Annotated in this window: 12 protein-coding genes and 1 tRNA gene; 6 read left to right on the top strand and 7 right to left on the bottom strand. The window is 57.3% G+C overall.

Annotated features, from left to right (window positions below; genetic code table 11):
• Positions 1-20 precede the first annotated feature (20 nt).
• Together ACFFFR_RS05585 and ACFFFR_RS05580 are read right to left on the bottom strand one after the other, a co-directional pair.
• Positions 21-602, bottom strand: coding sequence for a flavin reductase family protein (locus ACFFFR_RS05585; protein ID WP_377458570.1), 582 nt, complete (start codon positions 600-602; stop codon positions 21-23).
• A 145-nt stretch (positions 603-747) separates the two neighbouring features.
• On the bottom strand, positions 748-1,668 hold the full coding sequence (locus tag ACFFFR_RS05580; RefSeq protein ID WP_377458568.1) for a LysR family transcriptional regulator: 921 nt from the start codon (positions 1,666-1,668) through the stop codon (positions 748-750).
• A 143-nt stretch (positions 1,669-1,811) separates the two neighbouring features.
• On the opposite strand from ACFFFR_RS05580, the gene ACFFFR_RS05575 reads away from it, so the two are divergent.
• Positions 1,812-2,972, top strand: a complete 1,161-nt coding sequence (locus tag ACFFFR_RS05575; RefSeq protein WP_377458567.1) for a M20 family metallopeptidase — start codon at positions 1,812-1,814, stop codon at positions 2,970-2,972.
• Positions 2,973-3,076: 104 nt separating this feature from the next.
• Here the strand turns inward: ACFFFR_RS05575 and sucD are convergent, their stop codons facing one another.
• The 4 genes from sucD to ACFFFR_RS05555 all read right to left on the bottom strand — a co-directional run bounded on the left by sucD (position 3,077) and on the right by ACFFFR_RS05555 (position 8,375).
• On the bottom strand, positions 3,077-3,991 hold the full coding sequence (gene sucD, locus ACFFFR_RS05570; RefSeq protein ID WP_377458565.1) for a succinate--CoA ligase subunit alpha: 915 nt from the start codon (positions 3,989-3,991) through the stop codon (positions 3,077-3,079).
• Between the two features lie 15 nt (positions 3,992-4,006).
• Entirely contained in the window at positions 4,007-5,170 is a 1,164-nt protein-coding gene (sucC, locus tag ACFFFR_RS05565; RefSeq protein ID WP_377458564.1) for an ADP-forming succinate--CoA ligase subunit beta, read from the bottom strand.
• Between the two features lie 161 nt (positions 5,171-5,331).
• Positions 5,332-7,797, bottom strand: coding sequence for a DNA helicase PcrA (gene pcrA / locus ACFFFR_RS05560; protein ID WP_377458562.1), 2,466 nt, complete (start codon positions 7,795-7,797; stop codon positions 5,332-5,334).
• 38 nt (positions 7,798-7,835) lie between these two features.
• Positions 7,836-8,375: a DUF1697 domain-containing protein gene (locus tag ACFFFR_RS05555; RefSeq protein ID WP_377458561.1), complete on the bottom strand. Its 540-nt coding sequence runs from the start codon at positions 8,373-8,375 to the stop codon at positions 7,836-7,838.
• Between the two features lie 81 nt (positions 8,376-8,456).
• Between ACFFFR_RS05555 and ACFFFR_RS05550 the strand changes: the two genes are divergently transcribed.
• From ACFFFR_RS05550 to ACFFFR_RS05535, 4 genes are all read left to right on the top strand, one after another.
• The gene (locus ACFFFR_RS05550; RefSeq protein ID WP_377458559.1) at positions 8,457-9,152 is read left to right on the top strand and encodes a hypothetical protein; all 696 of its coding nucleotides are present in this window, start codon (positions 8,457-8,459) and stop codon (positions 9,150-9,152) included.
• On the top strand, positions 9,149-9,424 hold the full coding sequence (locus ACFFFR_RS05545; protein ID WP_377458557.1) for a hypothetical protein: 276 nt from the start codon (positions 9,149-9,151) through the stop codon (positions 9,422-9,424). The genes ACFFFR_RS05550 and ACFFFR_RS05545 overlap by 4 nt, the downstream gene beginning before the upstream one ends.
• A 31-nt stretch (positions 9,425-9,455) precedes the next feature.
• Positions 9,456-9,531 (top strand) — tRNA-Arg (locus ACFFFR_RS05540).
• Between the two features lie 123 nt (positions 9,532-9,654).
• Positions 9,655-10,917, top strand: coding sequence for a hypothetical protein (locus tag ACFFFR_RS05535; protein WP_377458555.1), 1,263 nt, complete (start codon positions 9,655-9,657; stop codon positions 10,915-10,917).
• A gap of 6 nt (positions 10,918-10,923) precedes the next feature.
• On the opposite strand, the gene ACFFFR_RS05530 is transcribed toward ACFFFR_RS05535, so the two are convergent.
• On the bottom strand, positions 10,924-12,129 hold the full coding sequence (locus tag ACFFFR_RS05530; RefSeq protein WP_377458553.1) for a CapA family protein: 1,206 nt from the start codon (positions 12,127-12,129) through the stop codon (positions 10,924-10,926).
• Positions 12,130-12,203: 74 nt separating this feature from the next.
• Here ACFFFR_RS05530 and ACFFFR_RS05525 point away from each other — a divergent pair, with 74 nt between their 5' ends.
• Positions 12,204-13,094, top strand: a complete 891-nt coding sequence (locus tag ACFFFR_RS05525; RefSeq protein WP_377458551.1) for a siderophore-interacting protein — start codon at positions 12,204-12,206, stop codon at positions 13,092-13,094.
• Positions 13,095-13,102 lie beyond the last annotated feature (8 nt).

The following is a 13,102-nucleotide window of genomic DNA, read 5'->3' as shown; positions in this document are numbered from 1 at the left end:
CGGGGTAAGAAAAACTAGCGCTAAAGGTAAGTTGGTCCGGAGCCTGGGTAATCAGCGAACTCAGAAGGTGGCACTGGCTGCGGCTTGCCGTACCGTCGCTTGTGATAAACCAGAGGATCTTGCGGCTCCGCAGCTACCCACGTGACTTTGCCGATATAGATGTTGTGGGTGCCATAGGGAATGACCTGATCTGGCACACAGTCAAACACGGCGAGTGCGTCCACCAACTTTGGCGACTGCGAAGGAGCCTCATCCCAAACACCGCAAGTCCAATCCCAGCGATCCTTCCCTGGCCAAGGACGGCCGGCGAAAGTGTCTGCAACGTGATCGTGCTGTCGACCCAACACGTTGATGGCGAAAACACCATTCTCTTCGATTGCAGAAGCGATCGGACTGCGCTGGTTGATGCACACTAATGAAGACATTGGATCGGCGGAGAGTGAAGACATCGCTGATACGGTCTGTCCAAATTTTCCGCTCGGGCCGTTCGTGGTCACGATGGTGACCGCTGTCGCAGCTCCACCCATGGCGCGGACAAATTGATCTTGCAGGGATAGGGAGTCCCAGTCGGTCGCGGGTCGATTTTCAGTAGTCATAGTCATCGTGGACCTCTCTTTCATGACTCGTTGTCGCGGTGTGATGCAATTCATACCACCAAGAAACAGACCATTCTGTCCAACAGATAATTCTGACTTTTTGGTTCAGTTATTTCGAAACCTTAGGGAAAAGCCCTCAAGGCCCAAGTCCTCACTGAAACGACCTAGCAACTTCTTTGCACTCATTAATGAACGCCCTAACACGGCGGGTGAGCTTCAGCCGGGAAATATACACAACATCGATATCGAGACCGTCAAAGCTCTCGGCCAATTCTGCCGTCGCGTATTCCAAGCCCTCGTAACTGGCCTGTGACGCAGTCCTTTGAGAGAGCAGTGAATACCCTAGGCCTCGAGCAACCAAAGACCGGACCATCGCGTAGCTGGTGGTCCTAAAGCGCACATTGGGACTCAGCCCACGCTCCTTGAATAGGGCAAGAAAATAATCTCCCGCTGGAGCTAGATCAAAAAGAACAAGCGGCTCATCAACCATCTCAGCCAATGAAACTGCCTCTTGCCCGGATTTCTCATGTCCTTTAGGCAGCAGCAAATAAGGAGGGCTGGAGGACAATGGCTCCCTTGAAAACTCCGACGAGGACGGGATGGACCCTCGATCCTCATAGTGGTACATGATGGCTACGTCGATCCGCCCACTCCGCAGTTCATCCTCCAGCGTCTGGTTCGATCCCTCCACGAATGTAATCTCAACCTTTGGATGCTTGGCCAGGAACTCATCGATAACTGCTGGAAGAAGCACAGGCGCCACCGTTGAGTAGCAACCGACACGCAACCTACCTTGCAAATCACCCTCGGCCGAGCGGGCCGTATCGCGCAGCTCATCCACGGTCCCCAAAACACGTTTCGCCTCGAGGACAACGGTCTCTCCAGCTGCTGTGAGCGATAGTCCGCGGGCATGCCTGATAAAGAGTTGCGTACCTAATGCAGACTCTAGGTCTGAGAGTGCAGTCGATACTGCAGATTGCGACAAGAAGAGCTGATTCGCTGCCCCAGTAACGCTTCCTTTCTCTGCAGCGACAACTAGATATTCCAAGTGCTTGAGAGTTACTTCGGCCATCACTTTTTCCGATAGATCAGTTAGATATCATCTGTTTTACACAAATATAGGGAGTGGGCGATAGTTTTATCAATCGTTTCAAATCAAAAATCCATTGGTTTTCTCAACTATTTGAGCCAATACACCCGACGAAGTGAGGCAAAGTGACAAAGCGACAGGATGACCTCGATCTACTCTTCGAGACCCTCTCTATCGATTCAACTTGGGGCAGCGAAACGCCGCTGGCCGAGTATATGGCCGCACGTCTCAAAGAATGGGGTGCCGATGAGGTTGAACTTGTGGAATCTATGCCTGGCCGTCACTCCGTCGGTGCACGGATAAGGGGAACAGGCGGCGGAAAATCTCTGATCCTCAATGGTCACCTAGACATCTACGAGGTATCTCCAGACTGGACCAAAGATCCTTTCGGTCCTGTTGTTGAAGACGGAAAGATCTATGGTGCTGGCATCGCCGATATGAAAGCAGCAACGACAGCTGGACTCGCAGTGTTCCGGGACATACTTTCCTCAGGCGAGCGCCCCGCAGGGGATGTCATTTTCCAAGGCGTTGCATGCCACTTCGAAGGCGGGGTTGGAACCCAGTCACTTCTTGACGCGGGCTACACCGGAGATGCCGGCATTTGCGGTGAGCCCACAGACAACACCATTGGTTGCGTACACCGTGGCGCTGCATACCTAAAGGTCACGACATTCGGCAAGCAGGCACACACCTCCGCAAAACATCTCGGGCTCAACGCAATAGAGACCATGGAACCGATTTTGGTCGGCATGAGAGAGTTCGAGGGAACAATGCCGTACGAACCTCACCCAGAATTACCAGGGGGCCCAAACCTGAATATCGGAACTATTCGCGGTGGGACCAAACACAATCAAGTTCCTGACCGTTGTGAGATGACCTGCGACATTCGACTTCTCCCGAGTCAAGACCCGTATGCGGTGCGGGAACAAGCCGAACAAATGATTGCTGAGCTGAAGAAGTCTGATCCCCGTATTGAAGCGAAAGTAGAATTCAGCGAGCATTGGCTTTCCGGCCCACGCTTCCCTTATGAAATCAGCCAAGATGCCGATATCTCCCGGGCGGTGAAGAATGCAGTTGAAGCTAGCGGTAGCCAGGCCGTCTTCAAGGGAATTCCATTTTGGACCGACATGGTCCCGCTAGGAAAAGCGGGCATTCCCGCTGTCAACATAGGACCCGGGACCCCGCCCTACAGCTGGTCTGATGAATGGGTGGAAGAGGAAAAATACCATGAAATCATCAGTATCTACCGCAATGCGGTCGACCACTGGTGTAATCAGAAGGCCTAGTTCACCACCAATGGTGTGAACCCATCTCGAAACGAGAAGAGGCGCTGCCTGCAACCTTGTGGTTGCGGACAGCGCCTCTTTTGTGGCGTTGAGTCAGGGAACGCTTAGCGGCCCATGATTTCGCGCATCAGGCGGGCGGCCTCGGATGGGGTCTTGCCCACCTTCACGCCGGCGGCCTCGAGGGCTTCTTGCTTGGCGGCTGCGGTTCCGGAGGAACCGGAAACGATCGCACCGGCGTGACCCATGGTCTTGCCTTCTGGTGCGGTGAAGCCGGCCACGTAGCCAACGACTGGCTTGGTGACGTTGGCCTTGATGTACTCTGCGGCGCGCTCTTCAGCGTCACCACCGATTTCACCGATCATGACGATGGCTTCGGTTGCTGGGTCAGCTTCGAAGGCGGCCAGTGCGTCGATGTGGGTGGTGCCGATGACAGGGTCGCCACCGATACCGATTGCGGTGGAGAATCCGATGTCACGCAGTTCGAACATCATCTGGTAGGTCAGGGTACCGGACTTGGAAACCAGGCCGATCGGGCCGGTGCCGGTGATGTTGGCTGGGGTAATGCCAGCCAGTGCCTCGCCTGGGGTGATGATGCCTGGGCAGTTTGGACCGATGATGCGGGTGACGGGGTTGCCGTCGGCGTCGGTCTTGGACTGGGACAGCGCGAAGAACTCGGCGGTGTCCTGTACCGGGATGCCTTCGGTGATGACCACCAGCAGGCCGATGCCGGCCTCGATGGCTTCAACGGCGGCGTCCTTGGCGAACTTCGGTGGTACGAACACGACGGAGACGTCGGCACCGGTCTTCTCCATGGCTTCTGCTACGGAGCCGAAGACTGGCAGTTCCACATCGGCGCCGTTCTTGTCCACGTGGGAGACGGTGGTGCCGGCCTTGCGGGCGTTCACGCCGCCGACGATGTTGGTGCCGGCCTTGAGCATCAGCGCGGTGTGCTTGGTACCTTCGCCACCGGTAATGCCCTGAACGATGACTTTGGAATCCTTGTTAAGGTAAATCGACATTGTGGTGTTGCGTCCTTACTTGTTGGCCAGTTCGGCAGCCTTGTCGGCGCCTTCGTCCATGGTGGTGGCCAAGGTGACCAGTGGGTGGTTAGCCTGCTCGAGGATCTGGCGGCCGGCGTCGACGTTGTTACCGTCGAGGCGGACAACCAGTGGCTTGGAAGCGGTGTCCCCGAGGATCTCCAGCGCCTTGACGATGCCGTTGGCGACGGCGTCGCAGGAGGTAATACCACCGAAGACGTTCACGAAGACGGAACGCACATCTGGGTCATTCAGGATGACGTCCAGGCCTGCTGCCATGACTTCAGCGGAGGCACCGCCACCGATGTCGAGGAAGTTGGCTGGTTTGACGTTGCCGTGGTTTTCACCGGCGTAGGCAACAACGTCAAGGGTGGACATGACCAGACCGGCACCGTTACCGATGATGCCGACTTGGCCGTCGAGCTTGACGTAGTTCAGGTCCTGCTCTTTAGCCTTGGCTTCCAGCGGGTCCTCGGTGTCTGGGTCGACCAGTTCGGCGTGGCCTGGCTGGCGGAACTCGGCGTTGTCGTCGAGGGAGACCTTGCCGTCGAGGGCTAGGATCTTGCCGTCGCCGGTCTTCACCAGTGGGTTGACCTCTACCAGGGTGGCGTCTTCCTTGACGAAGACTTCACCCAAGGTGACGAGGACGTCGGCCACGGCGTCCTGCAGCTCTGCAGGGAACTTGGCGGCTTGAACGATTTCTTTGGCTTTGGCTGCGCTGATGCCTTCGTTGGGATCAACGGCGACCTTGGCCAGATCATCTGGGCGCTCTTCGGCGAGCTGCTCGATGTCCATACCGCCCTCGACCGAGCACATGGCCAAGTAGTTGCGGTTTGCGCGGTCCAGCAGGACCGAGAAGTAGTATTCTTCAGCGATGTCTGCGCCTTGGGCGATCATCACTTTTTTGACGGTATGGCCCTTAATGTCCATACCCAGGATTGCTTTGGCGTGTTCGTATGCCTCGTCAGCGGTCTTGGCTACCTTCACACCGCCGGCTTTACCGCGGCCGCCCACTTTGACCTGGGCTTTGACGACGGTGACGCCGCCAATCTTTTCTGCTGCGGCTTTTGCTTCTTCCGGGGTTTCGGCCACGATACCTGCGAGCACGGGTACACCGTGTGCCTCGAAGAGATCGCGTGCCTGGTATTCATACAGGTCCACGGGGTTAGTGTCCTTTACGTCAAGGTCGTTTTGTTGTGGGGCACCCTAAAGTGCTTCCTGTTCTACACTACGCCGTTCCGGGGGCGAGCAACACTTCTTTACCGACCTTCTGGTCAGTTTTGCCCGTGGTTTGCCGCAGATGTTGGCAACATCACGTTCTCTTAGGCGTCGATCTTCTCCAATGGTGCGTAGCGCAGCAGCAGCCGCTTCTCCGCCTGACCGTCGTCGAAGACCACTTTGGCCACAGTTTTGTCCCCGGTGTTCTCCAAACCTTGGACGGTTCCGACACCGAAGGCAGCATGGGAGACCCGGTCCCCCACGGCCAGCACCGGGATTTCCTTCTTGGGCTGGACTCGGCCCTTTTTGACGGTGCGTTCGGTGGCCTCTGCACTGGTGGCAGTGGTGGTGCGCCGGGTCCACGTGTCGATGCCGTTATTGAAGCGTTCCTTGGTGATGGATCCCCAGCTTCCGGCGGAGCCTGCGCGCAGACCGGAGCCTTCCCGTTCCCACTCGATGAGGTCTTCGGGGATTTCTTCAAGGAACTGGCTTGGCGGGTTGTATTGGTGTTGTCCCCACATGGAGCGGGTCTCCGAGCGGGTGACGAACAGGCGTTGCTCGGCACGGGTCAGGCCGACGTAGGCGAGTCTGCGTTCTTCGGCCAGTTCTGCCGGGTCGGTCATGGAGCGAGAATGCGGGAAGATCCCGTGTTCCATACCGGTCAAGAAGACGGCCGGGAATTCCAGTCCTTTAGCGGTGTGCAGGGTCATCAGCGTCACCATGCCTTGCTCCTCTGCCATCGCCTGACCTTTGGCATCCGTGGCGGTGGGTAGCTGGTCGGCGTCGGCTACGAGCGCCACCTGTTCGAGGAAGTCGTCGAGGCTGCCTTCTGGGTTGGTGGTTTCAAACTCGCGGACCACCGCGACGAGTTCGCCCAGGTTGTCGGCTCGCGACTCATCTTGGATGTCGGAGCTTTGCTGCAGCGCAGTCAGCATGCCGGTCTGTTCGAGGACTGCCTCTAAAACGGTGGCTGGCTTTTCTGATTTGGCGATTTCTGCCAAATCATCCATCAGCTGGACGAACTTGTTGATGGAGTTCAATGAGCGTGACGCGAGCGCGGGGGCGTTCTCCGCGTCGCGCAAGGCGGTGAAGAAGGTGCTTTGGTTGCGTTCGGCGTGGGCGGCAACGGAGCCTTCAGCACGGTCCCCGATACCGCGTTTGGGTTCGTTGAGGATTCGGCGCAGGTTCACATCGTCGTCCGGGTTTGCTAGCACGCGCAGGTAGGCCAGCGCGTCCTTGATTTCCTTGCGGTCGTAGAAGCGGGTACCGCCGATAACCCGGTATGGGATGCCCTTGGTGATGAGTCTTTCTTCCAGTGCACGGGATTGGGCGTTGGTGCGGTAGAAGACGGCGAAATCGGCCGGGCGCATCCCGTGCTTGTCGTAGAGCTCATCGATTTTGGTGGCGATCCATTCGGCTTCGCCAGTTTCCGTTTCGGCTGCGTAGCCAATGATCTTGGCGCCGGCACCGGAGTCGGTCCACAGGTTTTTCTCCTGCCGGTCCGGGTTCTTCTCGATCACCGCGTTGGCGGCGGAGAGGATGTTCTGGGTGGAGCGGTAGTTCTGCTCCAGTTTGATGGTGACCGCGTTCGGGTAGTCGGTCGCGAAGTCGACGATGTTGCGGATATCCGCGCCGCGGAAGGCGTAGATGGACTGGTCAGAGTCACCCACGACGGTGAGCTGGCCCGGTTCGGTCTGTACATGGTGCTGCTCGGTGGCGGCTGGCCCGTACGGGTTGTCGGTGCAGAGCAGGTGAATCAACTTGTACTGGGCATGGTTGGTGTCCTGGTACTCGTCGACTAGCACATGCCGGAAACGTCGCCGGTAGTTGTCCAGGACGGCTGGGAACGCGTCGAAAATGTTGACCACGTGGGCGATGAGGTCGTCAAAGTCCAGAGCGTTGGCAAGGTTTAGCCGGCGGGTGTATTCGCGAAACACCTCGGAGACGGCTTGGTCAATCGGGTTGTTCGGGTTGGCCCTGCCGGAGAAATCATCGGCATCGATGAGTTCGTTCTTCAGCGCGGAGATCCGGTTTTGCAGGGCCTTGGGGGTGATGCGCTTGGTGTCGATCTCGTAGGTTTTAGCGATCGAGGTGATCAGGCGCAGCGTGTCAGCCGAGTCGTAGATGGTGAAGTTGGACTTCAGCCCCACCGCTGCAGCTTCGCGCCGCAGGATGCGCACGCAAGAAGAGTGGAACGTCGAAACCCACATGCGTGCGGCTGCCGGACCAATGAGCAATTCAAGACGCTCACGCATTTCTGCCGCGGCCTTGTTGGTGAAGGTGATCGCCAGAATCTCGTGCGGGCGCGCTTGACCGGTCGCCAACAGGTAGGCGATGCGGTGGGTGAGCACCCGCGTTTTGCCGGAACCGGCACCGGCCACGATCAGCAGCGGCTGCCCCTCGTGGACGACCGCTTGGCGCTGTTGTTCGTTCAGCCCTTCCAATAACGCTCCCGGGTTCTGTCCCACGGGGGTTTGGTCCGAAGCGGTGAAGGCCTCCGGAAGTGGCGCTTCAGCCACGGCGGCGGTAAAGGCGGAGAACAGTGAAGGCAACGCGGTTTCGTTAGTCATGACCCCACTAGTCTAGCCGTTGCCGGGGACGCTGTAGCTTAGATGCGGGCCAGTTCCACAAGCTTGGTCAGCGTGTTCCGGTTACGGGTGGTGGCGCTCACGCCCAACAATTTCTCCAGCCTGTTATTCGACAAGCTCGAGCGCGCCATTGACTCTGGCACATGCAGGTAGAACCCGTGTGGGGCCTGTGCAATTTCGTACTCACCAAAGTCTGTTTCCAACACGGCCTCGATACGATCAGGGTCAGCCTCGGCTTCAACGAAGGTATAGAACACCCGATCGGGTTGCGCTTGATCAAAAGGCTGCTGATCTAACATTGCCTGAATCTGTTCAACGTTCGTGACGATCACCACCAGATCAGGGCCAATGTGCTCACGGATGAGCTCGCGGACTTCAGCGGCGAGCATGCCGGAAGAAAGATCTGTGTCCAATAGAACGTTGCCAGTGCTGATCCACGTGCGAACGTTGGTGAAGTTGGCTTGAGACAAGACTTCGCGCAGCTGCTGCATCGGCACCTTATTCTTACCGGTGGGCATGACCCCGCGCAGCAGAACAACGTGACGACGAAGCTGATTCATGAACACTATTGTCTGCGCGGCCGGTTTGGGCTGGCAAGGCTTACGAGGGCGATAATGAGTAAGAGAGCAACGGAGGTCTTGATGGCAAAGTCTGCCAAGCGAAACAAAAAGCGGTCAGCATCCCAACAGAAGTCTGCACCGGTCCAGGGTCACGACCCACAACAGCGCGGTAGCCTGCCCCAGCAGATGCGTACGGCCCGCGAGCAAATTGATGCCGAATCAAGCTCGAACCCTTGGCTGCTCATTTCCGCTCTTGTTGCCACCGCCCTGTTCATGTTCGTCTACTACCACCTGATGGCGCTGCAGCAGATGTCCCAGCTGGCGGACGGGATCGCCATGTTGGATCAGCGGTTCTTTGGGTACGGCACTGAAGCGGTCCGTGAGCTCTCCGCGGCCATGGATGAGAAAGCCTTGGGCCAGTTGAATTGGACCCATAAGACCGCCGGTGTTATTTTCCCCATAGTTTTCGGTATCGCGGCCGCTTCGGTGATTGCCATGGTGGTGCCCAGCGGTGGACGCAAGACCGTCTTCACCGGTACGCCGGCGCGGGTTACCTTGTGGAGCATGATCGGGATTTTCGTCATCGTGGACATTGCGGAGAATATTCTCATCGAAGCAATTCTGCGGAATCCCGACAGCGAATTGGTCGGCATCTCAGCGGCTTTGACAGTGGGAAGATGGGTGCTGCTGGTTCTTGTTGTGGGGTACTCTGTTATTGCGTTCGGTGCCAGTAAGGTACGGAACTTTTCGCAGACCGCAGGAGGGGCACAATCATGATTCAGGATGCCGCATCGGTGCAATCGAATGGCAATGTTCAGCGCGAAGTCGAAGTTGCAGCAGCGCAGGCCGAAGACGCTCAGTATGAGCTGGATGAGGCTGAAACTGAACTGCGTTCAAAGATTCGTGATGCCATTGATTCCGGTGTCAGCCCAGCTGAACTCATTCATAGTGGCACCGTTGAGTGTGACACCGTGGTGGAGGCCGTTGGCGAGCGCGCTGTCGAAGAGCTAGACCGTGACGATCACCCCAACGATCGTGCCCGCCACTAAAACCAACTAATGCGCCGGTTCGCCGGCAAATGCCCTCGTAGCTCAGTGGATAGAGCACGGCTCTCCTAAAGCCGGTGTCGGAGGTTCGATTCCTCTCGGGGGCACCATTTTTTCTTGTCCGGGTTCAGCTCCTGATTTCGGCTCTGCAAGCAGGTTCTACGATGAGGGACAATCATTGGTGCCGATTCGTTTGCACTGAGCAAGTTTGGTTATGCAACCGGAGGTGAACCATGGACAAATACGTCATGCGGTTACTTGATGACGGAGTGGACGAGTGTTTTGCTGCTGATTCGCTCCCGGTATCTCTGCTGGAACAGCATGCGATTGCCCGTCGTCTGCGCCTCTTCGCCAACCTGCTCCCTTATGTGGCGGAAGAAGTCGGGGCTGAGTTGGTCGTACTGACCATAGAAACGGTGCTGGCCCGTCTCAAGGACGTAGCAACGCTGCCAACACGCCCCGTTGATGCGCTCTTGCACACTGGTGAAACGTACCTGCAATTACACCGTGAATATGCGGTTCAGGCAGGCCGAAAGATTGAAGACGTAGTTTATTGGCTAGCGCTTGATGCCGGCGAAGGGCAGCCACTTCCGCTACTGCCGGACCCACGCGCCTACCTGTCGTTACTGGGTGATAGCGGAGCCCAGCTCTTGCTGAACGAGTTATCCAGCAGTTACTCTCCTGTGGGAAAAGAAGCGCACGAAGAGTTGCTTTCGGAGCCCTCAACCCGGATCCGATACATGCAAATGCGCTTGCTCAGCTTCGCAACTGTAAATCCCTCCCTCCGTGAAATGGCACAAGCTTACAGCGCCCATGGACCGCTGATGGCGTACATGATCGTGACACTCTTGCAGTTCGGCAGGACAGAGCTAGCCCGAGAGCTCCATCAGCATGCGACCTTCTCGAGTTCCTCTTTGGATACTCAGTTGGTGGAACTGATGTGGAACGCACTGCTAAACCACGGGAGTTCGGCTCCTCCTGGAGGAACCCCAAACTCGTTTCACGTCCTGTTCCAGACCACATTGCTCTTTGAGCAGTGGCCTTCTGCGGTCGTTGCTAGACAGCTTCGCCACAGGTCCGGACCGTTGTGGCAGGTTTACTTCCAACCTCACATCGAAGGAATTTTAGCCAGCCACCCCGACCAACTCATGCGCTACTACATGCACGAGCACGACTATCAGCGCGCTTGGGAATGGTCTCAAGAGCATGGTTGGGATCCCACCGGTAGGAATGCCGAAGTGTGGTTGGAGCTCCTGTCTCGGGTGGCACCATCCCTACCTGAGGAGGCGCTCCGGACGATAGAGCAGAAAGTGGCTGCACTCATCGAGTTACAAACCGCTCGCAGTTATGATCTGGCTTGTCGTTACCTGCAGTTGTACCGTGCACTGACCAACGCGGGTAACGGCCACGATTTTCAGCGCTGGATCAGCGAGCTTCGCACGAGATACGCAAGACGCACCCAATTTCTGGCAGCACTGGATATGGCCGGGCTCTGAGCAACTCTACTTTTCGATGATGTCAGTGATCTGTAGCGCGTTGACTGCTTCTGCCGTCCGAGACCTAGCAAGCTCAAGACGCTCCTGGTCCGCATCAGCAATGTAATGACCGTTTTCTAATGCCTTATTGACCTGCAGTAATCGAGCAGGCGGGGCTCCGTCTTCGCTGAGCAGCCCAGAACGAGTCACCAGTGTCGGATAGTAGGCGGCTTGGTCCAAGCTAAAGGAGCCATCTTCATCCTCGGTGAAGCGTATTTCGGCCGTGACACCTTCGTAGCCTCGTGGCTCGTCAGTCATATGCTGGGCCACCATGTTCCCCAGCCCGTAGATCACAAGTTTTCCGTTGATCCGGTCCCATGGCTGCACGACGTGCACGTGGTGCCCGTAGATCATGTCGATGGCCGGCGAGTCTGCCAAGGCTGTTGCGGCGTCGATCTGCTGCTGATTGGGCATCGTCTCGTATTCGTCACCAGCATGAACCGCAGCCAAAACGATGTCCGCCCCGTCTTCCTTAGCAGCTTCGGCTTTACTGATCATGGCCGGCACGTCAAGCAGATCGACCGCATACTCTTCACCGGGCGGGGTTGTGTAGCCATTCAGCCCGTAGGTTCCGATCACCACGCTAACCTTCACGCCCTCTTCTGTCGTAAAGATGTAGGGCGTCTTGGCGTCCGCAGCACCAGTGTAGGTGCCAACCACGTCAACTCCAGCGGCTTCAAAAGACTCCACGGTGTGCCGCAGTCCTTCCATACCCCGGTCCAATGAATGGTTCGAAGCGGTAGTGCACATGTCCCAGCCGACGGCACTGACACCTTCGGCCACAGCGTCGGGTGCACCGAATGCTGGATAGCCAGAAGGCTCTTCACCGGGCGGGGCAAACGGCACTTCCTCGTGACAGATCGCTAGATCAGCTTCTTGAATCAGTGGTTTGACGTCCTCAAACAGGGGAGCAAAATCGTAGCCTTGGTCCCCTGCGTTGGCGGCATCTTGTTCAGCACCCCGATAGAGCGAAGGATGCCAGAGGAGGTCCCCGGACAGCACGATCGTTGCTGATCGTGGACTCTCAGTTGTCTCACTGGCCGAAGCAGTTGGGATTGGCTTTTCTTCTGCGACCACCCCGCAGCCAACCGTCGAGACCAGAAGTAACGTGGCGGCGAGCATGCCGAGAATTCGACGTATTTGTGAAGGCTGGGCTGCAGAAGTTCTGCGCATAGAGTTGGAGCCTCTCCCCTACTGTGAGATAGATAATTGCGATTGACTGGAATTTAGATAGGCTAGCCTCAGTTGTGACCGAACAGGTTCCGGACCGACCACCGGAGCGAGATGACAGGACCCTGATGCAGCAAGCTAATCCGAGACAAAAGCCAGTTCGACAACAGGCGGTGTTGACGGTCCGCTCCGTGCAGGAACTTGGCCCACAGCTTGTCCGCATCGTCGCGGGTGGTCCCGGCTTCGCTCAATACAACGACAAAGAAGCCACGGACAAGTATGTCAAGCTTTTGTTCGCAGATCCCAAGTATGACTTGGTTCCGCCTTACGACATGGAACGCCTCCGGGCGGAGGAACCGGAGAAGTTACCGGTCCGGCGTACCTACACGGTGCGTGCCGTGGATACCGAAGCGCAAGAATTGACTCTTGACTTCGTCACGCACGGCGATGCCGGTGGAGTGGCTGCGCCATGGGCAAAGCAGGCTCAGCCCGGTGACACAATTGTTCTCACTGGTGCCGGCGGCGCCTACCAGCCGGAGCCCGAAACCGCATTTCACGTGCTCGCCGGAGATCTAGCCACAGTGCCAGCAATTGCGGCGTCGCTGGAAGCCATGGACCGGGCAGCCCAGGGCGTGGTCTTCGTGATGACTGACACCGCTGAGGACGAGCTGAGCGAACTCACCGATGCCGCACCTGCCGGAGTCACTGTGACTTGGCTGCGTCCAGACGGAGAAAACGCGTTGCTGGATCAGCTAAAGCGAGTTCAGTGGCCGGCGGACCTGTCAGGAGTGCAGGCATTCGTGCACGGTGAACGGGAACAGATGAAGCAAATCCGCAGGTACCTGTTTAATGACCTAGGTTTGGAACGCTCTCAGCTCTCGCTGTCCGCTTACTGGGCGGCGGGTCGTGTCGAGGACGAGTTCCAGGCTGAAAAGAAGACACCAATCGGTAAAATCTTCGACGACTAAGACATTTC

This window comes from Micrococcoides hystricis (genome assembly GCF_042434215.1).
GTDB lineage: Bacteria > Actinomycetota > Actinomycetes > Actinomycetales > Micrococcaceae > Micrococcoides > Micrococcoides hystricis.
This window is presented reverse-complemented; position numbering and strand designations above follow the sequence as displayed.